The organism is Corallococcus macrosporus (assembly GCF_017302985.1).
GTDB classification, from domain to species: domain Bacteria; phylum Myxococcota; class Myxococcia; order Myxococcales; family Myxococcaceae; genus Corallococcus; species Corallococcus macrosporus_A.
Genome location: NZ_JAFIMU010000006.1, coordinates 565423 through 590402, shown reverse-complemented (window position 1 = coordinate 590402; position 24980 = coordinate 565423). Strand labels below are relative to the sequence as shown.

General features: G+C 71.7%; 21 protein-coding genes. 20 read left to right on the top strand and 1 reads right to left on the bottom strand.

Translation table 11 applies throughout. The features are described 5' to 3' along the window. The first annotated feature begins 52 nt into the window (after nt 1-52). The 14 genes from JYK02_RS12175 to JYK02_RS12110 all read left to right on the top strand — a co-directional run bounded on the left by JYK02_RS12175 (nt 53) and on the right by JYK02_RS12110 (nt 16170). On the top strand, nt 53-700 hold the full coding sequence (locus JYK02_RS12175) for an RNA polymerase sigma factor (protein WP_207051082.1): 648 nt from the start codon (nt 53-55) through the stop codon (nt 698-700). Continuing rightward, nucleotides 697-2118 carry an anti-sigma factor family protein gene (locus JYK02_RS12170; protein WP_207051081.1) on the top strand — a complete coding sequence of 474 codons (1422 nt, stop codon included), beginning with the start codon at nt 697-699 and terminating at the stop codon, nt 2116-2118. Before JYK02_RS12175 ends, JYK02_RS12170 begins: the two co-directional genes overlap by 4 nt. 61 nt (nt 2119-2179) lie before the next feature. Next, entirely contained in the window at nt 2180-2440 is a 261-nt protein-coding gene (locus tag JYK02_RS12165; protein ID WP_207051115.1) for a hypothetical protein, read from the top strand. A 232-nt stretch (nt 2441-2672) separates the two neighbouring features. Continuing rightward, nucleotides 2673-3491, top strand: a complete 819-nt coding sequence (cpaB, locus tag JYK02_RS12160) for a Flp pilus assembly protein CpaB (protein ID WP_207051080.1) — start codon at nt 2673-2675, stop codon at nt 3489-3491. Nucleotides 3492-3567: 76 nt separating this feature from the next. After that, entirely contained in the window at nt 3568-4413 is an 846-nt protein-coding gene (locus tag JYK02_RS12155; protein WP_207051079.1) for a type II secretion system F family protein, read from the top strand. Nucleotides 4414-4426: 13 nt separating this feature from the next. Next, nucleotides 4427-5317, top strand: coding sequence for a type II secretion system F family protein (locus JYK02_RS12150; protein WP_207051078.1), 891 nt, complete (start codon nt 4427-4429; stop codon nt 5315-5317). Nucleotides 5318-5321: 4 nt separating this feature from the next. Then, nucleotides 5322-8489, top strand: a complete 3168-nt coding sequence (locus JYK02_RS39615) for an FHA domain-containing protein (RefSeq protein WP_347402472.1) — start codon at nt 5322-5324, stop codon at nt 8487-8489. 36 nt (nt 8490-8525) lie between these two features. Then, nucleotides 8526-10265 carry an FHA domain-containing protein gene (locus JYK02_RS12140; RefSeq protein ID WP_242588665.1) on the top strand — a complete coding sequence of 580 codons (1740 nt, stop codon included), beginning with the start codon at nt 8526-8528 and terminating at the stop codon, nt 10263-10265. Beyond that, nucleotides 10262-11974 carry an exodeoxyribonuclease VII large subunit gene (xseA, locus tag JYK02_RS12135; RefSeq protein WP_207051077.1) on the top strand — a complete coding sequence of 571 codons (1713 nt, stop codon included), beginning with the start codon at nt 10262-10264 and terminating at the stop codon, nt 11972-11974. Before JYK02_RS12140 ends, xseA begins: the two co-directional genes overlap by 4 nt. Nucleotides 11975-12015: 41 nt before the next feature. After that, the gene (gene xseB, locus JYK02_RS12130; protein WP_207051076.1) at nt 12016-12354 is read left to right on the top strand and encodes an exodeoxyribonuclease VII small subunit; all 339 of its coding nucleotides are present in this window, start codon (nt 12016-12018) and stop codon (nt 12352-12354) included. A 27-nt stretch (nt 12355-12381) separates the two neighbouring features. Beyond that, nucleotides 12382-12771 (top strand): response regulator, encoded by a 390-nt coding sequence (locus JYK02_RS12125; protein WP_120528860.1) that lies wholly within the window; start codon nt 12382-12384, stop codon nt 12769-12771. Nucleotides 12772-12776: 5 nt separating this feature from the next. Then, a complete protein-coding gene (locus JYK02_RS12120; protein WP_207051075.1) occupies nt 12777-13670 on the top strand; it encodes a polyprenyl synthetase family protein in 894 nt (297 codons plus the stop codon). Beyond that, nucleotides 13670-15433, top strand: coding sequence for a 1-deoxy-D-xylulose-5-phosphate synthase (locus tag JYK02_RS12115; RefSeq protein ID WP_207051074.1), 1764 nt, complete (start codon nt 13670-13672; stop codon nt 15431-15433). Before JYK02_RS12120 ends, JYK02_RS12115 begins: the two co-directional genes overlap by 1 nt. After that, nucleotides 15430-16170, top strand: coding sequence for a TlyA family rRNA (cytidine-2'-O)-methyltransferase (locus tag JYK02_RS12110; protein ID WP_207051073.1), 741 nt, complete (start codon nt 15430-15432; stop codon nt 16168-16170). Before JYK02_RS12115 ends, JYK02_RS12110 begins: the two co-directional genes overlap by 4 nt. A 9-nt stretch (nt 16171-16179) precedes the next feature. On the opposite strand, the gene JYK02_RS12105 is transcribed toward JYK02_RS12110, so the two are convergent. Continuing rightward, nucleotides 16180-17742: a hypothetical protein gene (locus tag JYK02_RS12105; protein WP_207051072.1), complete on the bottom strand. Its 1563-nt coding sequence runs from the start codon at nt 17740-17742 to the stop codon at nt 16180-16182. A gap of 452 nt (nt 17743-18194) precedes the next feature. On the opposite strand from JYK02_RS12105, the gene JYK02_RS12100 reads away from it, so the two are divergent. The 6 genes from JYK02_RS12100 (at nt 18195) to JYK02_RS12075 (ending at nt 24946) form a co-directional block, all read left to right on the top strand. Continuing rightward, on the top strand, nt 18195-20693 hold the full coding sequence (locus tag JYK02_RS12100) for an ATP-binding protein (RefSeq protein ID WP_207051112.1): 2499 nt from the start codon (nt 18195-18197) through the stop codon (nt 20691-20693). 5 nt (nt 20694-20698) lie between these two features. Continuing rightward, the gene (locus tag JYK02_RS12095) at nt 20699-22591 is read left to right on the top strand and encodes a tetratricopeptide repeat protein (RefSeq protein WP_207051071.1); all 1893 of its coding nucleotides are present in this window, start codon (nt 20699-20701) and stop codon (nt 22589-22591) included. Between the two features lie 12 nt (nt 22592-22603). After that, nucleotides 22604-23440 (top strand): alpha/beta hydrolase, encoded by an 837-nt coding sequence (locus JYK02_RS12090; RefSeq protein WP_207051070.1) that lies wholly within the window; start codon nt 22604-22606, stop codon nt 23438-23440. A gap of 53 nt (nt 23441-23493) precedes the next feature. After that, complete coding sequence (gene bacN / locus JYK02_RS12085; RefSeq protein WP_014397642.1) at nt 23494-23835, top strand: bactofilin BacN; 342 nt, start codon at nt 23494-23496, stop codon at nt 23833-23835. Between the two features lie 64 nt (nt 23836-23899). Continuing rightward, nucleotides 23900-24223, top strand: coding sequence for a bactofilin family protein (locus JYK02_RS12080; protein ID WP_002636698.1), 324 nt, complete (start codon nt 23900-23902; stop codon nt 24221-24223). Nucleotides 24224-24226: 3 nt separating this feature from the next. Continuing rightward, nucleotides 24227-24946 (top strand): polymer-forming cytoskeletal protein, encoded by a 720-nt coding sequence (locus tag JYK02_RS12075; protein WP_207051069.1) that lies wholly within the window; start codon nt 24227-24229, stop codon nt 24944-24946. Nucleotides 24947-24980 lie beyond the last annotated feature (34 nt).

Here is a 24980-nt window from a genome sequence, read left to right as displayed (position 1 = left end):
CGGCTGTCCGTTACAGGCCGTGGGCGGTGAAGGGGATGGCACCCGTGGCTTCATGGGCACTGGGGGAAGTTTGGCACCCGAAACCTCAGACGAGCAGCTGATGCTCGCCTTCCAGGCGGGAGACGCGCGCGCGTTCGAAGCGCTGGTGCGCAAGCACCGCGCGCCGGTGTTCAACTTCATCCTGCGCTTCGTGGGGCAGCGGGCACGGGCGGAGGACGTGCTGCAGGAGACGTGGCTCAAGGTGGTCCGCAGCGCCCGGGAATACGAGCCCAAGGCCCGGTTCACGACCTGGCTGTACACCATCGCGAGGAACCTCTGCGTGGACAGCACGCGCAAAGAGAGCTACCGCCAGGCGACGTCCCTGGAAGCCCCCGCGGCGGGTACCGACGGGGACGAGGGACGTCCGCTGGGCGAGGGGCTGCCGGATGCCGGCGCCAGTCCGGAGCGCGGGGCGCACAATGCGCGCCTGCGGCCCCTGCTGGAGCGGGCCCTCTCGGGCCTGCCGGAGGAGCAGCGCGAGGTGTTCGTGCTGCGTGAGTACAGCGGCATCCCGTTCAAGGAGATCGCCGAGGTGACGGGCGTGTCCGAGAACACGGTGAAGAGCCGGATGCGCTACGCGCTGGAGGGCCTGCGCCGCCGCCTGGGTGAGCTGGGCGTGGATGGCGACCTGTCGGAGGATGGAAGGACGGTGGCGGGATGAGTGCCCAGAATGCCCACGCGCACGAGGACCGGCTCCTCGACTTCGCCTACGGCGAGCTGCCCGCGTCGGAGGCCCAGTCGCTGGAGCAGCACGTCCAGGGCTGCGCGCGCTGCACCAAGGCGCTGGCGGACATCCGCGGCGTGCGGACCACCATGGCGCAGCTGTCGTCGGAGCCCGCGCCGGACGCGGGCCTGGAGTCGCTGCTCGCGTACGCCCAGCAGTCCGCGCGCCGCGCCGCCGCGGGACCCGAGCCGAAGCCCTCGCGCTGGCGCCGCTGGCTCCTGCCCGCGGTGGGCCTGGCCACGGTGAGCACCTTCGGCATCCTCACGCTGGCGGTCAGCAAGAACGTCCACCTGGAGCCGAACCTGTCGCAGAAGGCCCCCGCCCTCGCGATGGAGGCGGCGAAGCAGAAGGCGGAGGAGTCTCCGGCCCCGCGCGCCGTGATGCCCCCGGCGAGCGCGCCCGTGGCGGCGGCCTCGCCCGAGCCGATGGATGCGCTCGTGCAGGACGAGAAGGCGGAGCGCAAGGGCGCGGCCGCCAAGGCCCGTCCGTCGGACTGGATGAACGCGGGCGGTGGGGGCGCCATGCTGGAGCGGCGCAGCGCGAACGCCGACGCGCCCAGGAAGAAGGTGTCCAAGGCCGTCCGGGACGCGGATGAGTTCGCGGCGCTCGAAGAGGCCCCGGCCGCCGGGGTCGCGCAGGAGGTGTCCGCGCCGTCCCCGAAGGAAGAGGAGGCCGACAGCGCCCTCGCCATGAAGGACGCTCCGGCGATGCGGCGCGCACCCGGTGGAAGCACCGACAAGGGGAAGGTCGCGAAGAACGACTCCCTGCGCCTGGGCGGTGCGTCCTATGGCCGTGGGCTCGCCATGGACGATGATGCCGAAGGCGCGTCCGCTGGCTCGCCCCCGTCGCCGCCTCCTCCTCCCGTGGCCTCCGCGCCCATGGCCGAGGCCATGGCTCCCGCCGCCACGGGCGCGCTGAGCCGTCAGCCCGCGCCCGCGACCCCGACGCTTTCGTCCGCCGAACCCCGGAAGGAGTCCGCCCGCGCGCAGGCCGCGAAGCCCAAGGCCATGGAGAAGTCCGCCGCCAACGAGGCGATGACGTCGCGCGACCTGTCCGCCCAGGCCCAGGCCGCCGCGAACCAGGGCGACCGTGCCCGGGAAGCGCAGCTGCTGCGCGCCGCGCTCGCGGCCGGAGCCACGGGCAGCGAGCGGCTGGCGCTGCTCTCAAGGCTCTGCGAGTCCGAGTCCGTCCAGGGCCGCGACCGGGAGGCCGCCGCCGTCTGCGGGCAGATCATCACCGAGGCCCCCGGCTCCAGCGCGGCCCAACTGGCCCAGCGCCGCCTGCGTCAGGCCGCGCCTCCCGCGGCGCCCGCGTCGGCTCCGGCCAAGGCCGCTCCTTCCAAGCCCGCGCAGTAGGGGAGGGGCGGCAGTCCACATGACCGATGCGTCCGGGGCCCGGGTCCTGGATAATGGGAACATGACGTCGGACGTGCACGCTCCCCCCGTGACCCCCCCCACGAAGTCGTCGCCGCGCCCCCAGCGCCGGATCCGCCGTGGCCAGGCCATGGTGGAGTACTCGATGATCAACTGGGTGTTGATCGTCGGGCTCGTCATCGGCGCCACGGTGAAGATCCGCTGGAACGAGGACAAGCAGACCAACGTCATCGACCTGTTCCTCGAGGCGTATCAGATTTATTACGACTCGTTTTACTTCGTGCTGAACCTGCCGTTCCCCTGAGGGACGGAAGGCCGCGGATCAGGCCCGTGTGTCGCGCCGTCCTCCCTGCCGGGCGGGCAGGCGCCGCGAGCCCCGGGTGTCCCGGGATTCCGCTTTGTCACGAGAGGTGGTTTTGACACCCGCCGTGGGGCATGGATAACATTCCGCCCCGTTCGCGCCCTGGCATCGCCCCCTCGTCCAAAGCTGTCCTGCCGCCACGACGGCGCCCCACCGTTCTGGAGGACCTTGAACCATGTTGAAGGGTAAGACCCCGCTCGTCGTCGCACTGGTGCTCGGTTTGCTCGCCGGCATCGTGGCCTACTCGGCCATCAAGAAGAAGGAATCGGATGTGCGCCGCGGGTGGAACCTGGTGCCCGTGGTGGTGGCGGGCCAGGACATGCCCGAGGGTTCGGTCATCACGTACGAGATGATCTCCCAGCGCTCCGTGCCGGAGCAGTTCGTCACCTCGTCGGTGGTGAAGCCGGACTCCGCCAACTACATCGTGAACCAGAAGGTGCTGGTGGCGCTGCAGGCCGGCGACCCCATCCTCTGGAGCCAGTTCGAGACGACGAAGGCCGCCGAGCGCCTGTCCACGAAGGTGCAGAAGAAGGCGCGCGCCATCACCATCGAGGCGAAGCAGACCACGTCCGTGGGCGGGTGGATCCGCCCCAACGACCACGTGGACATCATCGGCACGTTCCGTGATCCGCAGACGGACGAGAGCGTCGCCGTGACGCTGCTGCAGAACATCATCGTGGTCGCCACGGGCAAGATCACCGGCACCACGAACATCAACCTCATCCCGGAGAACCAGCGCGAGTACAGCAACGTGTCGCTGATGGTGCTGCCGGAAGAGGCGGAGATCCTGGTGCTGGCGGCGGAGCTGGGGCAGCTGACCCTGTCGCTGCGCAACGAGGACGACGTGGACCTCATCGAGGAGCGCGGCCGCGCCACCATCAGCACGCTGCTGTCCGGCGAGCGCACCCGCGTGCTGGAGCAGAAGCGCCGGGAGATCATCCAGATCATCAAGGGCAGTGGCAGCGGCGAGAAGGCCTCGGCCGGCTCTCCGTAGTCGTCGCGCGCGGGGCCGCTTCCCAAGCTGAAGCGGCCCTGCCGACCCCTCCCTCATCCCCCGGGGATTCGCGCCCATGCTCGCAGGTATCGTCCTCCTCCTCGTCACCGGCTCGGTGTTCTTCTTCAGCCTGGTGATCTTCAGCGTCCTGTCGAAGGCGTACGAGCAGTACCAGGAGCGGTACGTCGCCAAGTCGATGAACGACTTGAGCGACATGTTCCTCTTCATCGACGCGCGGCAGATGTTGATCCTCAACATCGCGTGCATGTGCCTTCTGGGCATCCTCAGCTACATCGTCTTCAACCCCATCCTGGCGGTGCTCTCGACCATCTTCGGCTTCTTCCTGCCGATGCTGCTGGTGAAGCACTACCGCAAGCGCCGCATCAAGAAGTTCAACGTGCAGCTGGTGGACGCGCTGCAGGCCATGGCCAACGCGTTCAAGGCGGGCCTCACGTTCCCCCAGGCCATCGAGCACGTGGCGCGTGAAGCGATGCCGCCCCTGTCCCAGGAGTTCGGCCTCTTCGTGAAGGAAGTGAAGCTGGGCGTGCCCCTGGAAGAGGCGCTCATCAACATGGGCAAGCGCGTGGGCAGCGACGACCTGGAGCTGGTGGTGGTGTCCACCAACATCGCGCGCCAGCTGGGCGGCAACATGGCGGAGATGTTCGAGACCATCTCCACGGTGATCCGCGAGCGCTTCCGCCTGGAAGGCAAGATCGACGCGCTGACGTCCCAGGGCAAGCTCCAGGGATGGATCGTCGCGGCCATGCCGGCGGTGCTGGGCATGGTGCTCAACTACATGCGGCCGGACCTGATGGAGCCGATGATGAATCACTTCTTCGGCTACGTGCTGGTGACCCTGATCGCCATCATGGAGATCATGGGCATCCTAATCATCCGGCGCATCGTCAACATCGACATCTGAAACGAGGCGCACCGTGCAGGAAGTCCTGACATTTCTGCTGATGGGCGGCTCGGCACTGCTGACCGCGGGCGCGGTCGCGTTCCTGGGCATCGGCCTGTACTCCAACGTCCTGGAGCGCTTCCTGTCGGAAGTGCGGGACGAGTCCGCGGGCGGCGTGAAGGGCGCGGGCTCCGTCGCCATCCGCAAGCTGGGCGCGATGAACCGGCGCTTCATGTGGCCGGGCTATGAGTCCAAGACGCGCCGCAAGCTCATCAAGGCGGGCGAGCCGTCGCAGTACAAGCCCGAGGACATCATGGCGCTGCAGGAGATCAGCGCCTTCTTCGCCCTCCTGGCCGGCCTGTTCGTCGTCAACGGCATCGGGATGAACCTGGCCTGGTCGCTGCTGGTGATGCTGCTGGGCCTGTTCTATCCGCTCATCTGGTTGAACGATCAGGTCAAGCGCCGTCACCTGGCCATCAGCCGCGCGCTTCCGTACAACCTGGACCTGCTGACGCTGTCGGTGGAAGCGGGCATGGACTTCACGGGCGCGCTGGCGAAGGTGGTGGAGAAGGGCCGCCAGGGTCCGCTGCGCGAGGAGCTGCAGCTGGTGCTCAAGCAGCTCAAGATGGGCAAGACGCGTGAAGAGGCGCTCAAGAGCATGATCGTGCGCGTGGACCTGCCGTCGCTGACGACGTTCGTCACGGCGCTGATCCAGGCGGACAAGATGGGCACGAGCCTGGGCAAGGTGCTGCGCATCCAGTCCACGCAGATGCGCATCGACCGCACGCAGCGCGCGGAGAAGCTGGCCGGCGAGGCCCCGGTGAAGATGCTGTTCCCGCTCATCGCCTGCATCTTCCCGACGGTGTTCATGGTGCTCTTCGGGCCCATCGTGTTCCAGTTCATGTTCGGCAACGTCGGGGGCTAGTCCTCTGCCCATCCTGCTCACCATCACCCAGGGGCTCCAGGTCGGACGGGAGCTCGCCTTCGAGCAGGCCGAGGTGAAGATCGGCCGGACCTCGGAGAACGACCTGGTGCTGCATGACCACGGTGTCTCCCGGCGTCATGCCCGCATCACGGCGAGGGATGGGCGTTACTTCGCCGAGGACGTCGGCAGCGCGAACGGCACGCAGCTGAACGGCCAGCCGCTGGGCGGCGAGAAGCAGCTGCGCGACGGCGACCGCATCACCGTGGGGCCGGTGGAATTCACGTTCGTCTGGGTGGCGCCGGAGGATGACGACGACGTCACCCGGCCCATCCGAAGGGCGCTCGCGCCGCCGCACGCGAAGGTGTCGCCGCAGGGCGTGGAGCAGGCCTCGCTCGCGGAGATCGAAGCGGCGCCGACGAGCTACCAGCAGTCGATGCCCGCGATGGCGAGGCCCGCCGCGAAGGGTGAGGCGATGCCGGTGATGCCGGTGATGCCGAGCACTCCGCCGAAGCGACCGTCCGCTCCGGATCTGCCCGCGGTAGGCGCCACTGCGCCGGTTGCGGCTGCGCCGGCCAGGGCTCCCTCCGCGACTCCCGTGCTGGGAGCTTCGGCGCCAGGAGCGGCTGCGGCGGCCAGGACTCCTCAGGGGCCTCCCGTGCTGGAGGCCGCGGCGGCGGGAGTGTCCGCGCAGGCCAAGGCTCCTCCGACGGCTCCCGTGCAGGGGGCAGCAGCAGCGGGAGCGGCTGCGCCGGCCAAAGCTCCTGCGGGACCTGCGGTGTCGGGGGCTTCATCGCCGGGAGCGGCTGCTTCGAGCCGAGCCCCTGCGGGACCTCCGGTGTTGGGAGCTGCCGCAGCGGGAAATCAGGTGGCCGGAGCTCCGGCCAAGGCTCCAGTGCCGGGCGCTTCCTCGGGAAGAGCCTCTGCTCCTGGACTGCCCGCGGTGGGCGCGCCCCCGGCGAACAAGGCCGCCGCGACGCCTCCGGTTCCGGTGGCTTCCTCTTCGGGAAGATCCTCCGCGCCGGGATTGCCGGCGGTCGGTGGCTCGGGTTCGGGCCGGATGCCCGCACCGGGCGCGACCTCCACGCCCGCGGGGGCTTCTGATTCCGCGCACTCCACGGCGCTCAAGCTTCCCGTGGTCGGCGCACCGGCTCACGGCCCCGTGGCGCCGGTGGCTTCCTCGAAGCGCAACGGCGTCGCGAACCTGCCCGGTGTCGGCGCGCCCGCCCTGAACCGTCCCGAGCTGGGGCGCGGTGCCGCGCGTGCTTCCGCGTCCGGCCTGCCGGTGATGACGCCGCCGGGCCTCATGGCTCCGCCTCCGCCAGCACGGCCTTCCGTCGCACCGCCCCCCGTGGACCTCGCTCCGGTGATGCCGGACGAACCCGAGGAGCGCACGCTGATGGCGATTCCCACCGTGGACTCGCCCAAGCCCGCCGTCGTGCTGCCCGTCCCGGACCTGGACGAGCCCGCGGAACACACGCTGATGGCGATCCCCACCGTGGACTCGCCTGGGTCCACCTCCACGCTGGCCCCCGCGCTGCCCATCCCGGACCTGGACGAGCCCGCGGAGCACACGCTGATGGCGATTCCCTCCGTGGACTCGCCCGCGCTGGCTCCCTTCGCGCTGCCCGTCCCGGACCTGGACGAGCCCGAGGAGCGCACGCTGATGGCGATTCCGGCGACCCCGGAAGCGCTGCCTCCGGTCCAAGCCGCGCCGCCGCCGGACGCTCCGTTCTCACTGCCCGTGCCCATGATGGAGGAGCCCGAGGAGCGGACCGTCCTCGACCTCCGGCCCATCACCCCGGTCAGCCCACTCGTGGCCAAGCCGACGCGCATTGGCGTCGCGGTGGCGGCCCCTCCCGCGGCGGGCGCCCCCGAGCCCGCGACCTTCGTCGGCCAGGACGACGCCATCCCCACGGAGCCTCCGGAGGAGACCCGGGCAGCGCCCATGACCTCCGCGGGCCAGGACGCGGTCGCCGCGCCGGCCTGGAGCCCCTTCGTTCCGCCCCCCGCGCCGGAGCCGGAGCCGGTGACGCTCGTGGGCCGGAACCGGTCCTCGGCTCCCAAGCTGGACGCCGGACCGCTGCCTGGCGAAGCGCCGCTGCTGGCCCCCGTGCCCGTCCCGGAAGTGGGGGGCGATGCCACCGTTCCGCCCGCGCCTCCCAGCCTGGAGCTCCCCGCGATCCAACCCGAGGCCAAGGGCCCAGTGACGGTCGTCGCGAAGATCGAACCGTCCTCCGCCGCCGACAAGGCCCGCCAGCGGCGTCAGCTGGGCAAGACGCTCAAGGGCCGGTTCGTCCTCTTCTGGCAGCGCCAGTCCCTGCCCAAGCGCATCGGCATCGCGTCGCTGGCGGGGCTGGGCGCGCTGGCGGTGGTGACGCTGCTCGTGGCGCTCGTGGTGCCCTCGGCGATCCGGCTGCCCGGCCGCGAGCCCTCCAAGCTGGGCATGGATCCGGTGATGGACTCGTTCGGCCTGGGCGACGGCGTCCGCTGGGTCCACGCCGACGACAAGCTCTTCGACTTCCGCTTCGTGTCCCCCACGCGCGCGGTGGCGGTGCTGCACTACCAGGCCAGCAACATCGCCCGGGACGAGGTCAACCTGTCCCTCAACGGCGTGTCCCTGGGATGGGTGCCTCCGGACACGGCGCAGACGGCCGAGCGCGAGCTGGAGCAGGTCCTGCCCCCCAGCCTCCTGCGCCGCAACGCCAACAACCAGCTGCTCTTCGACAACGCCCTCAACCCGCCCGGCCGCGAAACCTGGCGCATCTGGAACCTGCGCCTGGAGGTCATCCCGGTGCCTGAGCTGCCGCCTGATCAGCTGGTGGCTTCCGCCCGGGAGTCCGCGAAGGCCGGGGCCCGCTTCTACGAGCTGAAGGACGTGGGCGCGGAGAACCTGTTCAAGGCGTGGCGGGAGTACCGTGCCGCGTGGATCACCCTGGAGGCGCTCGACGAGAAGCCGGAGCTGTACGACGACGTCCGGGAGCGGATCGCCCAGATTTCAACGGAGCTGGACCACCGCTGCGGGCAGCTGATGATGCAATTCCAGCGGGCGGTTCAGTTCCGCAGCCGACGGGACGCGGTGGCGACCCTCGAAGACGTACGGAGACGCTTCCCTACCGCCGAGCATCGCTGCCACAATCTCGGGCTGGAAAAAGCCTATGAGCACGAGCTTTAGGGCCCGTGCCCCCCTCAGCAGGACGCGGTGACCGCCATGTCGAACGCACCACCCCCCGCCCGCCGACGGCCTACATCCGGTACGCCCTCCTCCGGGACCGGACAGCGCGCCCCCGCCCGCCGGTCCTCCGCCGGCGCCGCCGCGGCCCGCCCCGCGAAGCTCGTCGTCGTCGCCGGCCCCATGGAGGGTGAGGAGTTCGCGCTCTCCGAGCTGGAGTACACGGTCGGCCGTTCCACCGACAACCCCATCTGCATCCAGGACACGTCGGTCTCCCGCAAGCACGTGACGCTGCGCAAGGAGTCCGCTGGCTGGATGGTCAGCGACATGGGCTCCGGCAACGGCACCATCGTCAACGGCGAGCCCATCTCCGAGGAGACGCTGCTCGCCAACGGCGACGTCATCACGCTGGGCGACTCGGAGCTGCGCTACGAGGACACCGCCAACAGCACCGCCAAGGTGCAGGCCCCGTCCGGTTCCCGGCCCCGTCCGTCCACGGCCGCCGGGCGCGCTCCCACGGCCGTGCCGGCGCGTCCCGCCCGCGAGGGCCGTGCGCGCCCGCAGACGTCGCGCGCCGCCGCCGCCGCGGAGCTCACGCCGGAGGTCCAGCGCAAGCGCATGCGGATGAAGCTCGCGGGCGCCGCCGTGCTGGTGCTGCTCTTCGCGGGCCTGGGCGTCATGCGCTCGCGCATGCGGCACCAGCAGGAGGAGCAGGGCCGCATCGAGGCGGAGCAGCGCTCGTACCGCGAGCAGCTGGGCGGTCTCTTCCAGGAGGCCAAGAACCTGGTGCGCGAGGGCCAGTGGCAGCAGGCCAAGGCGAAGCTGGAGGAGCTCCACGCGCAGGCGCCGGACTACCCCGGCGTGGAGGACTACCTGAAGGCCGCGGAGCGGGAGATCCCCAACCAGAACCACCTGGCCACGGCCCAGGCGGCGCTGGACAAGGGGGAACTCGCCAGCGCGAAGGCCTCCATCGACAAGGTGGGCAGCGACACCCAGCTCTACGAGCAGCGCAAGACGGCGCTCAAGAACCTGACGGACGCCGCCGACAAGCGCACGAAGGAAGCCAAGCAGTTGCTGGACACGCGCCAGCTGGAGAACGTCCAGAAGGCCAAGGCCATCACCGACGACGTGCTCGCGACCTTCCCTGAGCACCGCGACGGCAAGCTCGTCAACGACGACGCCGCGCGCGTCATCGCGGACCTGACCCGTCCGGATCCGGTGCGCGTGGCCGCGGCGCCCAAGCCGTGGGAGCCCGCCGTGGACCGCTTCCGCGACGGTGACACGTCCGGCGCGGTGGCCATCCTCAACGCGTGCGCGGCCAAGACGCCGCAGTGCAAGCAGCTCATGTCGCAGGTGACGGAGTTCGGCAACCTCTACAAGAAGCTGGAGGAGCTGGACGCCAAGGGCCTCAGCCGGCTGCTCGCGCTGGACAAGGACATCACCGACGGGCGCGGCAGCAAGATGGGGCGCAACGCGGGCACCCGCGCGTCGACCATCTATTACAAGAGCGCCGCGGGCGCGAAGGCCGCCGGCCAGTGGTCGCGCGCCATGGAGTTCGCCCGCCGCGCGCTCCAGGCGGACCCCAACCACACGGGCGCCGCCAACATCGTCAACGACCTCAAGGGCAAGGCGAAGGACCTGTACATGCAGGCCTACTCCATCAAGGACTCCAGCCCGGAGGACGCGCTGCCCAAGTTCCGCGACGTCGTCACGATGACGCCGCCCGACGACGAGCTGCACGGCAAGGCCCAGGGCTGGGTCGAGAAGCTGTCGCGATGAAGAAGCGCAAGGGGGTGGAGCCGCCTCCGGCCGACGAGCCGGGGCAGGGCGACCTGTTCGGCACGTCGCTGCTGCCACCCCTGCGTCCGCCTCCCGCGAAGGCCGCGAGCGCGAGCAAGCCGCCCGCGCCCCCGCCGTCCGCGACGGTGGCGGAGATCGCCGCGCCGCCGCCCGCCGCCATCACTCCGCCGCCGCGCCCGGAGCGCACGGTGCTGTCGGTGGGCGAGCTGACCCGGCAGATCAAGCAGACGGTGGAGTCGCGCTTCCCGCGCGTGATGGTGCGCGGCGAGGTGTCCAGCTTCCGGGGCGCCAACGCGCGCGGCCACTGGTACTTCACGCTCAAGGACGCGGACGCCTCCATCGACGCGAAGGTGTGGGCGTCCATGGCGGGACGGATGCGCTTCGCGCTGCGCGACGGCATGGAGGTGGTGGCCGAGGGCAGCGTGGACCTGTACGAGCCGCAGGGCCGCTACAGCCTCATCGTGTCCCGGCTGGAGCCGGTGGGCGAGGGCGCGCTGGCGCTCGCGTTCGAGCAGCTCAAGCAGCGGCTGGCGGCGGAGGGGCTCATCGGCGACCGGCGCATCCGGCCGCCCCGGCCCGTGCCGTTCCTGCCCCGGCGCATCGGCGTCGTGACGAGCCGCACCGGCGCGGCGCTCCAGGACTTCCTGCGCGTGCTGCACTCGCGCAACCCCCGGCTGGGCGTGCTGCTGGCGGACGCGCGCGTGCAGGGCGAGGGCTCCGCGGAGGACGTGGCGCGGGCCATCGAGCGGCTGGGGCGCACCGACGTGGACGTCATTGTCGTCACGCGCGGCGGAGGCTCCGTGGAGGACCTCTGGACGTTCAACGAGGAGCGGGTGGCGCGCGCCATCTTCGCCTCGCCCGTGCCGGTGGTGTCCGCCATCGGGCACGAAATCGACTTCACCATCTCCGACTTCGTCGCGGACCTGCGCGCACCCACGCCCAGCGCGGCGGCGGAGCGGCTGGCCCCGGTGCTGGCGGACCTGGAGTTGACGCTGGCCACGCAGTCCGGCCGGCTGCGCCGGGCCATGGAGCGGCGGGTGCTGGAGCTGCGCGAGCGCCAGGGCCAGCTCCGCGCGCGGCTGCCGGACCCCCGCCGCGAGGTGAACCACCAGCGCCTGCACCTGTCCGAACAGGTGGAGGCGATGATGCGCGTGCTGCGCCCCCGCGTGCGTCAGGACCGGGAGACGCTGCGCGCGCTTCAGGAGCGGCTGCAGCGGGCGCGGCCCCAGACGCGGCTGTCGGAGCAGCGGGCGCACCTCTTGAAGCTGGCCATGCGCCTGTCGGAGGCGGCGCGCGCGGGCGTGTCCCGGCGGCGCACGGAACTGGCGGACTCGCGGCTGGGGCTGGAGCGGGCCTCGCCCACGGCGCGGGTGGCCGCCGAGCGGGCGAAGGTGGCGCAGGCCCGAGCGCGGCTCCTGGAGCTGCAGCGGGGCATGCTGTCGTCCGCGCAGACACACTTCGGGCGGCTGGGGGGCCGGTTGGACGCCCTGAGCCCCCTGAAGGTGATGTCGCGCGGCTACGCGGTGACGTTCCGCCAGCGGGACGGCGTGGTGGTGCGGTCCATGGCGGACGTGGCCGTGGGGGACGTGCTGGGCATCAAGCTGGCGGCCCATGGGGCGAAAACGCTGGGCGGGTGTGAAGAAATCGAAGCGACCGTTACCAGCCTGAAAGGCCCGGTGGACTGCTAGCGGGCCACCCTCTACATTCCGCGCCCCGCTCGGGGAGGTGGATGGCCGTGGCGAAGTCGGACAAGAACCCCAAGGTGGAGCCCGCCCCGGAGCAGTACGGGGACGTGGTGTCGCGCCTGGAAGAGACGGTGGCGCGGCTGGAAAGCGGCGACCTGTCACTGGAAGAGTCGCTCAAGGCGTTCGAGGAGGGCATCCGCCTCGTCCGCCGGGGTGAGAAGCTGCTCACGGAGGCCGAGCAGCGCATCGAGCAGCTGCTGGTGGACGAGGATGGCCAGGAGGTCGTCGCGCCGCTGGCGGTGGCGGCCCGGCCCGCTCCCCAGGCAGCCCCCCGGACGGCCACGCAGGCGCGTCCGCCACCGGAGGACGATGTCCCGTTCTAGGCATCAGGGGAAGGGCGGAGGCCGGGCATGTCGAAGCCGAAGATTACGATTGTCGATGACGACCGAGACACGCGCGAGCTGCTCGCCGAGGCCCTGGGGGCCGAGGGGTTCGAGGTCATGTCCGCGGCCAACGGCCTGCGCCTGGTCGCGTCGCTGGAGCTGCACCGCCCGCACGCCATCCTCCTGGACGTGAACATGTCCTGGATCAACGGCTTCGAGCTGTGTCAGGCCGTGAAGCAGAACAAGCAGTTCCGGGACATCCCCATCATCTTCATCAGCGGGCGGGGAGACCCGGAGGACAAGCGGCGAGGCATGGAGGTCGGCGCGGCCGACTACTTCGTGAAGCCGCTGGAGCTGGACGCGCTCGTCAAGCGCATCCGCCAACTCATCCCCGCCGACGTGGCGAAGGAGCCCTGACGCCGATGGCCGCTTTCAACCTGGACCCCTTCATGCGCACGCAGCAGGAGCGGGTGGAGACGCTCCTTCGCCAGAGCGCGGATCGCTGGGGCCCCGCGGGCACGCCGCCGAAGCTGGCGGAGTCCATGCGCTACTCGCTGCTCGCGGGCGGCAAGCGCCTGCGCCCGGTGCTGTGCCTGGCCTTCGCGGACGCGGTGGCGAAGTCGAGCACCGACACCGCGCTCGTGCGGGATGCCGCGTGCGCGCTGGAGTACGTGCACACGTACTCGCTGGTGCATGACGACCTGCCCAGCCTGGACAACGACGACCTGCGCCGGGGCCGGCCCACGAACCACAAGGTCTACGGCGAGGCGGTGGCGCTGCTGTCCGGAGACGCGCTGCTCACGGAGGCCTTCACGCTGCTCGCCTCCGGGCCGGAGCCGGTGCGCGGCACGCTGTGCGCGGAGCTGGCGCGTGCGGCGGGCGCGGCGGGGATGGTGGGCGGGCAGGTGCTGGACATCGCGGCGGACCGGGCCGCGACGCTGGACTACCTCCTCAAGCTGCACCGGCTGAAGACGGGCGCGCTCATCCTCGCGGCGTGCCGCATGGGCGTCCTGGCGGCGGGTGGAGACGCGGCGGCGCTCGCGAGCGCGGTGACGTACGGCGAGGCGGTGGGCCTGGCCTTCCAGATCGCCGACGACGTGCTGGACGTGACGTCGAGCGCGGAGGCCATGGGCAAGCCGGTGGGCGCGGACGCGGAGGCCGGGCGCTTCACGTTCCCGGCGGTGGTGGGGCTGGACGAGTCGCGCCGCATGGCCGGGGAGCTGGTGGCCCGGGCGGAGGCGGCGGTGCGCCCGCTGGAGGGCCCGGACGGGCCGCTGGCGGCGCTGGCGCGCTACTCGGTGGAGCGGAAGTCCTGATGGCGGACGTGCTGTCCGGTGTGGCGTCTCCCGCGGATGTGCGCGCGCTCCCCGAGGACGCGCTGCCCGGCCTGTGTGAGGCGCTGCGCGAGGCCATCATCACCACGTGCGGACGCGTGGGCGGCCACCTGGGCGCGTCGCTGGGCGCGGTGGAGCTGGTGGTGGCCCTCCACCGCGTCTTCCACACGCCGCAGGACGCGCTCCTCTTCGACGTGGGGCACCAGGCGTACGCGCACAAGCTGCTCACCGGCCGGCGCGAGCGCATGCACACGCTGCGGCAGGCGGGCGGCATCGCGCCGTTCCTCGACCCGCGCGAGAGCCACCACGACGCGCTGGCGGCGGGGCATGCGTGCACGGCCATCTCCGCCGCGCTGGGCCTGCTGTCCGGACGGCGGCAGCTGGGCCACCCGGGCCACGTGATTGCCGTCGTGGGTGACGGCGCGCTCACGGGCGGCCTGAGCTTCGAGGGGCTCAACAACGCGGGGGGCAGCCCGTTGCCGCTCGTGGTGGTGCTCAACGACAACCAGATGTCCATCAGCGCGAACGTGGGCGCCATCCCCGCGCTCCTGCGCACGCGCAACGCCCGCGCCTTCTTCGAGTCGCTGGGCTTCACCTACCTGGGCCCGGTGGACGGGCACGACCTGGGCGCGCTCACCCGGGCGCTGCGCGAGGCGAAGGCGTCCTCGCGCCCGGTGGTGGTGCACGCGCTGACGAAGAAGGGGCGCGGCTTTCCCCCCGCGGAGGCCGACGAACAGACGCGCGGCCACGCGATGGGGCCGTACGAGTGGCGCGACGGCAAGCTGGTGCGCTCGCGCGGGGGCCGGCCCACGTTCAGCGAGGCCTTCGCCCAGGTGCTGGGTGAGGCGCTGGAGCGCGACCCGCGCGTGGTCGCCGTGACGCCCGCCATGCTGGAGGGCAGCGCGCTCACTGGCTTGAAGGCGAGGTTCCCGGACCGCGTGCACGACGTGGGCATCGCGGAGCAGCACGCCGTGACCTTCTGCGCGGGGCTGGCCGCGGCGGGAGCGAAGCCGGTGTGCGTCATCTACTCCACGTTCCTCCAGCGCGCGTACGACCAGGTGGTCCACGACGTGTGCCTGCCGGGCCTGCCCGTGGTCTTCGCGGTGGACCGGGCGGGGCTCGTGGGCGCGGACGGAGCTACGCACCAGGGCGCCTACGACGTGTCCTTCCTCCGGCCGCTGCCGGGCCTCACGCAGTGGGCCCCGATGGTGGGCGAGGACCTGGCGCCCATGCTCACCGCCGCGCTCCAGGCCTCCGGGCCGTCCGTGCTGCGCTTCCCTCGAGGCACGCTGCCGGACCTCCCGCCGGAGCTGGCGCACGCGGAGCCCGAAGTCGCGGGTCCCTCCACGGGAGCCCGCTGGCTCAAGCGCGTTCCCGGCTCACGGCTGACGCTGGTGACGCTGGGGCCGTTGGGCCTGTCCGCGCTGGAGGCGGCCCGTGGCGAGCCGGACTGGAGCGTGCTGGACGCGCGCCGGGCGTGGCCGCTGGACGAGGCAGCGCTCCTGGAGGCCGCGGCGGGCGGGCACGTGGTGGTGGCGGAGGAGGGCACGGTCCGGGGCGGCCTGGGCAGCGCGGTGCTGGAGCTGTACGCGGCGGCCGGCATCGCGCCCCGGGTGAAGCTGCTGGGCATGCCGGACGTGTTCCTGCCGCACGGGGATGCGCGGGTGCAGCGCACGGAGCTGGGACTGGACGCGGCGGGCCTGCGGAAGACGGGCCGTGCGCTGCTCGGAGAGGAACGCCGGTGAAGCCGAAGAAGGAACGGCTGGACGTGCTGGTCGTGGAGCGCGGGCTCGCCGAGTCGCGCACCAAGGCCCAGGCGCTCATCCTCGCCGGCCAGGTCGTGGTCGCGGATCAGCGCGTGGACAAGCCCGGGTCCCTGGTCCCCGTGGAGGCTGAGCTGCGCCTCAAGGGCGAGGTGCTCCCGTACGTGTCGCGCGGCGGCCTCAAGCTCAAGGCGGCCATGGACCGCTTCGGCCTGGACGTGACGGGCCGCGTGGGCGCGGACATCGGCGCCAGCACCGGCGGCTTCACCGACTGCCTGCTCCAGCACGGCGCCGTGCGCGTGCACGCCATCGACGTGGGCTACGGCCAGCTCCACGAGAAGCTGCGCGTGGACCCGCGCGTCCGCTCGCGGGAGCGGGTCAACGCGCGCTACCTCACGGACGAGGACCTGCCGGAGAAGGTGGGCGTGGTCGTCATCGACGTGAGCTTCATCTCGCTCACCCAGGTGCTGCCGTCGGTGCTGCCGTTCCTCTCACCGGGCGGCCTGCTCATCGCCCTGGTGAAGCCTCAATTCGAGGTCGGGCCGGACCGGGTGGGCAAGGGCGGCGTGGTGCGCGACCCCGCGGCGCGGCAGGACGCCATCGACACCGTGACGGCGTTCGTGCGCGAGCACGGGCTCACCGTGCGCGGGGTGATGGACTCACCCGTGCCCGGGCCCGCCGGCAACGTGGAAGCGCTCCTCGTCGCCGACAGGCCCTGATGGCCACCGTCACGGCTTGACGGCGCGGTAGTCGCTCAGCGGCAGGGCCTGGACCAGGTTGTTGCCCACGCGCATCCACAGCCGCCCGCTGTCATCCACGGAGCAGGACAGGCTGCTGGAGACCTCGTAGCGGAACAGCTCGCCCTTCTCGGCGGAGTCCACCGCGACGATCTCGACGGGCAGGGCGCCGGCCCGGTCCGGACCGTTGAGCAGGTAGAACTCCGGGCTCGTCGGCAGGCCCAGCTGCACCTGGCGGATGCGCAGCTGTCCGGACGCGTCCACGGAGATGCCGCCCTTGTTGGCCACAAGGCCGCTCCCCGTATCCAGGAACCACACGCGCTGCGTGCCGATGGCCGCCAGCTTCGAGCCCGCGGAGAAGGGGAGCAGGAAGTTCACCGGCACCGGCAGCACGACGCTCATCCACTTGAGCGCGGAGCCCTCGCAGCCCGCCACCTCCGTGGAGCACGCCTGCACCCGCGACTGGTTGTTCGCGAAGGCGAGCGCCAGGTAGACCGAGCCGCCATCCGGGCTGAGCGCGATGGGAGGCGGCGAGGCGGAGTCGCCCTGGTACTGGGTGATGATCCGCTCGTGCACGAAGGGCACCTTGTCCCCGGAGGCCTCCACGGCCAGCGTCACGATCACGAGCTCCAGCAGGTTGGGGGACGCCTGGTTGGGCACGCGCGACATGGGGAAGATGACCTGCGCGCCCTTCTGCTGCGCCGGGCCCACGGGCCGCCACGACGACTGGTGCGTCCACTGGAAATCGCCGTTCGTCGACGTGTGCTTGAGCCGCGACACGTTGATGCCGTTGATGACCAGCGCATCGCCGTTGTCCATGACGGACAGGCGCTCGGGCTTGTAGGTGGTCGCCGTCCGGCCGGAGATGACGAAGTTGTTGTCGATGGCCACCGCGCCGATGCCCGGCGTCCACACCCACCGCTTGCCGCTCTGCGGGTTCACGCTGGTGATGACCGTGTCCACGCTGCACGGGATGCCCATCTCCACCGAGTTGCGCACCGCGCCCGTCGCGTCCACGCGGAAGAGCGTGCCGGAGCCGGTGGTGGGGTTGCCGCACCCGAGGAAGGCGACGTTCGTGCCGCTGCCCTCGGCGATGAAGAAGTCCGTCACCACCTGGCCGTTGGGGTCCGGGTCCTTGATCACCTTCGTCACCGGCAGGAACGTGGCCGCCTGGGGCTGGGACACGTTGGTCCGGCCGTCCGAGCACGTCGCCCGCGCGTTGAGCGACAGGCCCACGGCGAGGCCGCGGGTGTACTTGATCTCATTCGACGCCAGCTCGAAGTCCATGGACCCGCTGGTGTAGGGGACGGTCTTCAGGAACGTGTCCCGGTCGTAGATGTCCACCTGCGCCACGGAGTCACACCCGGACACGATGACCCGCACCGTCAGCGTCGGCGCCGCCGTGTTCGGCTGCGGCACGGTCAGGGTCACCACCGGCGGATCCGGCGTGGGCGGCGGCTTGTCTCCGCCACAGGCGGCGAACACGGAAGCGCAGAGGGTCAGCGAGGCCAGCAAGGCCCGTGACACGAATGGGCGCGAAGGGACGGAGTGCATGGTTTCGCACTCTACCGCGCTCCCTCAGGAAGCGGGCGCGGTCACCCACCACCGCCTTCCCCGGAATCCTGATCGCGAAAGCCGCCCAGGACCCCCACCGCCGCTTGCCTGCCCGCCCTGCCTCCCGTCCGGCACGAAGAGTGGTAAGGGAAGAAAGTGACAGCGTGGCTGTTCTCGCGGTGTTACACCCCGACCCGGGACCGGGCAGGCAAAGCCGGTCACCGGACCGTCATGCGCGTGCGGGATTCCGGAGGAAGGACACCGGACCGGGGTATACGTCGCGCGCCTTTTCTCACCCCTCTCGCTCAGGAGAGCCCCGTCCATCCGCTGGCCCGCGGACGGGTTAGACGGCATGATCCGGAATCGACCATGACCCCTTACGCACCCAACGGGTTTCCGCGACGTCGTTCCCTGGATGGGCGGGGCGGAGGCGCGCCGTGAGGATCGAGATGTTGTCGTCGGAGCAGCGGGGGCGGGTGCTCGTCCTGGCGGCGAAGGCCGCGGGTGACGCGCTGGTGGAGCGGCTCACGGCGAGTGGCTATCAGTGCGCCTCCACCGAACGGGAGACCGGGCTGGCGGAGATGGTGGACCAGCTCCAGCCGGAGGTGGTGCTCCTGGCGGTGACGGCCAAGCGGGCCGCGGAGCTGCTGGAGACGGTGCGCAAGACGGACAAGCTCCAGCGCCTGCCGGTGCTGGTGGACCAGGGCCGTGCCCGCTCCGCGGAGGCCTTCAAGCGGCTGGCGGTGGATGACTTCGTGCGCGGCGCGGATGAGCTGGTGCCCCGGCTGGAGTCCGCCCTGCGCGCCTGGCGGCTGAAGGAGCGCGAGGAGCGCATCCGCATGCGCATGGGGATGCTGCTCGAAATCACCCAGGCGGCCACCAGCTCCCTGGAGCTGGAGGAGATCCTCCGCATCGCGGTGGAGAAGGTCGGCCAGGTCACCGGCACGGACCGCTGCTCCGTGGTGCTGGTGGAGGGCAGCCACGCGCGCACGGCCACGGTCGTCGCGACGCAGGAGGACCCCAGCCTCGTCCAGCTGGACATCGAGGTGGCGCGCTACCCGGAGCTGCGCCGCGCGCTGGAGACGCGGCAGCCGGTGCTGATCGAAGAGGCGCAGCGCGACCCGCTGATGGCGGAGGTGCGCACGTCACTCTTGCCGCAGGGCGTGAAGTCCATCCTGGTGCAGCCGCTCATCTGCCAGGACGACCTGTTGGGCGCGCTCTTCCTGCGCGTGTCTAAGGGCGAGGCGTCCATCGGGCGCGACGAGCAGGAGTTCGCGGAGGCCGTGGCGGGCGTGCTCGCCAACTCCATCCGCAACGCGCGCCTGCACACGGCGGTGAAGAAGAAGCGCGAGGACATGGAGCTGGCGTACGTGGAGCGCTACCGCGAGCTCACCGACGCGAACCGCCGCCTGAAGGAGCTCAACCGCCTCAAGGATGAGATCATCGCGGTGTGCAGCCACGACCTGCGCGCGCCGCTCCAGGTGCTGCTGGGCCACGGCCGGCTGCTCTTGGAAGGGCCGCTGGAGGCGCAGCAGAAGCAGTCCGCGGACGCGATGATCCGCCAGGGCCGGAAGATCCTCACCCTGGTCGAGTCCCTGCTGGAGAAGGGCAAGGGCGAGGCGGCGCGGCTGTCCATCGAGCCCCGCGTGCTGGACGTGGCGCAGCTGTGCCGCGATGCCGTGGCGGAGCTGGAAATCCTGGCGGCGGAGAAGGCCGTGGCGCTGCGCTCCGAGTGCCCCGACAGCCTGATGCTGATTGGCGACGAGGTGAAGCTGCACGAGGTGCTGCAGAACCTCATCAGCAACGCCATCCAGCACGCCAGCGACCCGGGCTCGGTCGTGGTGCGCACGCAGCGGCTGTCCCGTCCGGACGGCGACGCGGTGCGCGTGATGGTCAGCGACAACGGCGTGGGCATCCCCCCGGACGAGCTGCACCTCGTGTTCGACCGCTACCGCCACGGGCCCAAGGGCACGGGGCTGGGGCTGGCCATCTGCAAGGAGTTCGTGGAGCTGCACGGCGGCGAAATCTGGGCGGAGAGCCCGGCCGACGGCGGCTGCACCTTCGTCTTCACGCTGCCCCTGGCGCAGGAGGCCGCGCGCAACCCCCGGCCGCAGCCCGCGCCCGGTGCCGCGCCCGAGCAGCCGCGCGTGCTGGTGGTGGAGGACGAGCCCGAAATCGCCGCGGTGCTGTCGGAGGTGCTGCGCTCGAAGTACCGCGTGGAGGTGGCGCGCGACGGCGCGGAGGGCCTGGCGAAGGCGAGGGCGTCCCGGCCGGACCTGGTGGTCATGGACGTGTTCCTGCCCAAGCTGGACGGCCTGGACGCGGCCATGGCGCTCAAGTCCTCGTCGGACACGGCGCACATCCCCGTCATCCTCCTGTCCGCCCACCAGGGCGTGGCCGACAAGGTCCGCGCGCTCAACCTGGGCGCGGTGGACTACATGGCCAAGCCCTTCAACGCGGTGGAGCTGCTCAACCGCACCGAGCGCGCGCTCAAGCTGCGCCAGGGTGAGAAGGACCAGCAGGAGAAGACGAACTCGCTCCAGCGCCGCACCGGCAGTGATCCGGTGACGGGCCTGCTCGACCGCCGCGGCCTGCTCCTGCGCCTGGAGCAGGAGGTGGCCCGCAGCCGGCGCTACCACCGCGCCCTCACGCTGGCGGTGCTGCGTCCGGACCGGGACCTGGAGGAGATGCCGTCCAACATGGGGGACGTGATGCGCAAGCGCGTGCGCCATCCGGACTCCATCGCCCACCTGGGCCTGGGCGTCTTCGCGGTGGTGCTGCCCGAGTGCAACGCCGACGCGGCGCGCACGGTCATCAACCGCCTGATGCCGGACGTGGAGAAGGTGACCTCCATCGAGTACCGGGCCGCCATGGCGGACGTCAGCCAGGACAGCGATCCGGTGGAGAAGCTGTTGGAGAAGCTGGGGGCGCCTCCGCCCGAGGTCCACTAGCCCGCGTGCGCCCGCTCCCGCTCCTCAGCCGTGCCGCCGTGTTGTGCCTCGCGCTGGCCGCCGGAGGTTCGGGGGCCGCGCCCGCGAGGAAGGCCCCGGCGAGGGCTCCGGCCCCGCACGTCGACCGCGAGGCGATGCGCGAGGCCATGGACTCCAGCGACGACGAGCCGTCCGCGTCGTCCGCCAGCTACGCGCACTACCTCCAGTCGCGGCTCATGCACCTGGAGGGCAACCACCGGGGCGCCGTGGACGAGCTGCGGCTGGCGCTCGCCACCGACGACGGCAACCCGAACCTCCTCACCCAGCTGGGCGAGGAGTACGCGCGCCTGGGCGACCTGGAGCGCGCCGAGCGCGAGCTGCGCCGCGCCGTGGAGCGGGCCCCCACGCACTACGCCGCGCACGTGCTCCTGGGCCGCGTGTTGATGGAGTCCGGCCGTGTGCCGCGCGCCCGCCAGCACCTGCGCCGCGCGGTGGCCCTGCGTCCCCGCGACCCGGAGGCGTACCTCGTCCTGTCGCAGCTGTACCTCGACGCGAAGGACCCCGACGAGGCCGTGAAGGTGGTGGAGGCGCTGGCCCACGCGCTGCCGGGAGAGCCCTCCGGGTACCGGCGGCTGGGGCTCGTCTTCGCCGAGCGCGGCGACGCGGCCCGCGCCGAGCGCCTGCTGGTGAAGGCCGCCGAGCGCGACCCGGGCGACGTGGAGGTGTGGTCCACGCTGGCCCGCATCCACGAGGAGGCCGGCCGGGCGAAGGACGCGGAGGACGCGCTGGCCCGCGCGCTGGAGGCGGATCCGGACAGCCGCGAGGTGCTGCTGTCCGCGGGCCGCGCCGCGCTGAAGGGCGGGTCGGTGACGCGGGCGCGGGCGTACTTCGACCGGCTGCTGTCGCTGTCCGCGTCGCCGGAGCTGGCCGTGCGGGTGGCCTTCAGCTACCTGGCCTCGGGCGAGCCCGCCGCCGCGCAAGAGGTGCTGGACGCCGCGCGCAAGGACGCGCCGGACGAGCCCCGGCTGGCGTACTACGCGGGCCTCGTCGCGGAGCGGACGCGGCGCTTCTCCGTCGCGGCCCAGGACTTCGCGGGCGTGCCCCCGGACTCGGAGGTGTACCCCGACGCCCGGCAGCGTCAGGCCCGCTGCCTGTCGCTGGCCGGAGACCATCCGCGCGCGCTGGCGCTCTACCGCGCCGCCATGGCGGAGGCCCCGGACGACGTGGAGGTGCGCGTCGGCTACGCCCGGGCGCTTGAGCGGAGCGGCGCGGCGGCGACGGCCGAAGGGGTGCTGCGCGAGGCGCTGGCGGGGCAGGGTGGGGCGATGGCGTACGACGCCCTGGCCACCCTGCTGGAGCGCCAGGGCCGGGCGCCGGACGCGCTCGCGCTCCTGCGGGACGCCGTCGCGAAGGCCCCGAAGAACCAGGACCTGCAGTTCGCGCTGGCCACCCTGCTGGAGCGCCAGGGCGACGTGGCGGGTGCGCTATTGCGCATGCGGGCGGTGCTCGCGCTGAAGCCGGACCACGCCTCGGCGCTGAACTTCATGGGCTACGTGATGGCGCAGCGGGGCCGGGACCTGGACGAGGCGGAGCGGCTGGTGCGCCGCGCGCTGGCGCTCCAGCCGGACAACGCCGCCTTCGTGGACTCGCTGGGGTGGGTGCACTTCCAGCGCGGCGAGGCCCGGAAGGCCGTGGAGGCACTGGAGCGCGCGGTGGACCTGTCCCCGGACGACCCCGCCATCCTGGAGCACCTGGGGGACGCCTACCTCAAGGCGGGCCGCGCCCCGGAGGCCGCCCGGGTCTGGAAGCGCGCGCTGGAGGTGCTGACGCTGGAGCCGGAGGCCGCCGAGCCGGCGGATCAGCGCACCTCCCTGGAGCGCAAGTGGAAGGCGCTACCCTCGACGGCGCAGGGCCGCTAAGGTCCCGGGCTCATGGCCCGCCACGACGAAGGCTTCTTCACCGGGAAGGACAACACCCGGCTGTTCTGGACGCTGGACCTGCCGGACTCAGCCCCCCGCGCGCACGTCGCCATCGTCCACGGCTACGGCGACCACATCGGCCGCTACCGCCCCGTCATCGACGCGCTGGTGGCGGACGGCTTCGCCGTGCACGGCTTCGACTACCGGGGCCACGGCCGCGCGGACGGCCGCCGCGCCTACGCCGCGAAGTGGACGGAGTTCCTGGATGACCTGGACGGCTTCTGGCAGCGCGTGCGCAAGGCCGCGGGCGACCAGAAGATCTTCCTCCTGGCCCACAGCCACGGCGGCCTGATGGCCGCGCACGCCCTCACCGGGCGGCTGGAGGGCCTGTCCGGCGCCATCCTCTCCGCGCCCTACCTCAAGCTGGCCATCAGCCCGCCCGCCGCGAAGGTCCTGGCCGCGCGCATGGTGGGCAGCCTGGTGCCGTGGATGAAGGTCCCCTCGGGCCTGGCCCCGGACATGCTCAGCACCGACCCGGAAATCCAGAAGGCAGTCACCGCGGACCCGCTGTACGTGCCCTTCGCCACGCCCCGCTGGTTCGTGGAGTCCACGGCCGCCCAGGCGCAGACGCTCGGCCTGGCGCCGAAGATTCAAGTGCCGCTGTTCGTGCTGTGCGGCCAGGAGGACGGGGTGGCGCTGCCGGCGGCGGCGCGGGCCTTCTTCGAGGCGGCGGGGACGGCGGACAAGAAGTTCAAGGAGTACCCCGGCATGCGGCACGAGCCGCTCAACGAGCGGGACCGCGCGACGGTGTTCCAGGACATCTCCGGCTGGATCTCCGCGCATCTCTGACATAATCAGGTCGCCCCGCTCCCACTGGAGCAGGCGCTGGCGAGGATCACCTCATGGCACAGGGTGAAACGGGCATCATTGGCAAGGGCATCGTCATCAGGGGCAACCTCACGGGCGGAGGGGACCTGGTCATCGAAGGGCGTGTGGAGGGGCAGATCGCCCTCAAGAACCACCTCACCATCGAAGGCACCGGCAAGGTCCAGGCGGACATCCGCGCCGAGGAACTGACCATCAACGGCGAGGCGAGCGGCAACATCGACGCTTCCACGCGCGTGGCCATCAACGCCTCCGCGAAGGTGGCGGGCGACATCAAGGCCCCGCGGGTCATCATCGAGGACGGCGCCGTGTTCAACGGCTCCATCGAGATGGACGTGAAGTTGCCGGACGACATCTAGCATCCACCGGGGTCCGTCTCACGGCCCCCCATGCGCACAGCTTCGAGCAAGGCGGACAACACTCATGGCGAATACGGTCATTGGTTCGAGCATCGTCATCGACGGGGAGATTTCCGGTGACGAGGACCTGGTCATCCAGGGCACCGTGAAGGGGAAGATCTCCCTCAAGGAGAGCCTCTACGTGGAGGGCTCGGGCGTCGTCGAGGCGGACATCGAGACGCAGAACGTGGAGATCGCCGGCCGCGTGACGGGCAACATCGTCGCCAGCGACAAGGTGGAGCTGAAGACGGACTGCCGCGTGGTGGGCGACATCAAGGCCCCGCGCATCCTCATCGCCGACGGTGCGTCCTTCAAGGGCAACGTCGACATGGACATGAAGGAGCGCTGATCCGTGGCCACCGCCAAGGAGCTTGCAGGCAACACCGTCGACAACACCGTGGTGGGGCCCTCCATCCTCATCAGCGGTCGGCTCACGGGTGACGAGGACCTCACGGTCCGCGGCCGCGTCGAGGGTGAGCTGACCCTCAGCCGCACCCTCATCGTGGAGCCGTCCGGCGTGGTGAAGGCCAACGTGGCGGTGAAGAACGCCATCGTCAGCGGCGTGGTGGTGGGCAACATCAACGCCACCGAGAGCGTGGAGCTCACCCGCGAGGGCCGCATGGTGGGCGACATCCGCGCCCCCCGCGTCATCATCGTGGACGGCGCCAGCTTCCGCGGCCGCGTGGACATGGGCGACGTGGAGCCGGGCCGCCTGCCGTCCGAGCGCCCCGCCGTGGCCCGTCCCCAGGCGGTGACGCGTCCCACGGTGCGTCCGGGCGCCACCCCGCCGCGTCCTCCGACGCCGCCGGCCGCCCCGACGCGCGCCGCCCCGACGCCGCCTCCGCCTCCCGCGCGCACCCCGGCCGCGACGACGGCGCCGGCCACCGTCGTGGCCCGTCCGTCGGCCAAGCCGCTGCCGCCGCCCCCGCCGCCCGCCGCGACCACGGCCCGGGCTCCGGAGCCTCCGCGCCCGGCGTCCACTACTGAGCAGGCGAGCAGTGCCGGAGCGCCCGTGCCCCGCGTGATGGGTGCTGGCGCGAAGAAGAAGGTCGTGGTGAAGAAGTCCCGCTAGAGCCCGCCCGCCGCGCCGTCGTTTCCGGCGGCGC

What these genes read in the sequence shown, in the direction of transcription:
- JYK02_RS12175 (WP_207051082.1), top strand. Translation starts at nt 53, where the DNA reads ATGGGCACTGGGGGAAGTTTGGCACCCGAAACCTCAGACGAGCAGCTG.
- JYK02_RS12170 (WP_207051081.1), top strand. Translation starts at nt 697, where the DNA reads ATGAGTGCCCAGAATGCCCACGCGCACGAGGACCGGCTCCTCGACTTC.
- JYK02_RS12165 (WP_207051115.1), top strand. Translation starts at nt 2,180, where the DNA reads ATGACGTCGGACGTGCACGCTCCCCCCGTGACCCCCCCCACGAAGTCG.
- cpaB (WP_207051080.1), top strand. Translation starts at nt 2,673, where the DNA reads ATGTTGAAGGGTAAGACCCCGCTCGTCGTCGCACTGGTGCTCGGTTTG.
- JYK02_RS12155 (WP_207051079.1), top strand. Translation starts at nt 3,568, where the DNA reads ATGCTCGCAGGTATCGTCCTCCTCCTCGTCACCGGCTCGGTGTTCTTC.
- JYK02_RS12140 (WP_242588665.1), top strand. Translation starts at nt 8,526, where the DNA reads ATGTCGAACGCACCACCCCCCGCCCGCCGACGGCCTACATCCGGTACG.
- xseA (WP_207051077.1), top strand. Translation starts at nt 10,262, where the DNA reads ATGAAGAAGCGCAAGGGGGTGGAGCCGCCTCCGGCCGACGAGCCGGGG.
- xseB (WP_207051076.1), top strand. Translation starts at nt 12,016, where the DNA reads ATGGCCGTGGCGAAGTCGGACAAGAACCCCAAGGTGGAGCCCGCCCCG.
- JYK02_RS12125 (WP_120528860.1), top strand. Translation starts at nt 12,382, where the DNA reads ATGTCGAAGCCGAAGATTACGATTGTCGATGACGACCGAGACACGCGC.
- JYK02_RS12120 (WP_207051075.1), top strand. Translation starts at nt 12,777, where the DNA reads ATGGCCGCTTTCAACCTGGACCCCTTCATGCGCACGCAGCAGGAGCGG.
- JYK02_RS12115 (WP_207051074.1), top strand. Translation starts at nt 13,670, where the DNA reads ATGGCGGACGTGCTGTCCGGTGTGGCGTCTCCCGCGGATGTGCGCGCG.
- JYK02_RS12105 (WP_207051072.1), bottom strand. Translation starts at nt 17,742, where the DNA reads ATGCACTCCGTCCCTTCGCGCCCATTCGTGTCACGGGCCTTGCTGGCC.
- JYK02_RS12090 (WP_207051070.1), top strand. Translation starts at nt 22,604, where the DNA reads ATGGCCCGCCACGACGAAGGCTTCTTCACCGGGAAGGACAACACCCGG.
- bacN (WP_014397642.1), top strand. Translation starts at nt 23,494, where the DNA reads ATGGCACAGGGTGAAACGGGCATCATTGGCAAGGGCATCGTCATCAGG.
- JYK02_RS12080 (WP_002636698.1), top strand. Translation starts at nt 23,900, where the DNA reads ATGGCGAATACGGTCATTGGTTCGAGCATCGTCATCGACGGGGAGATT.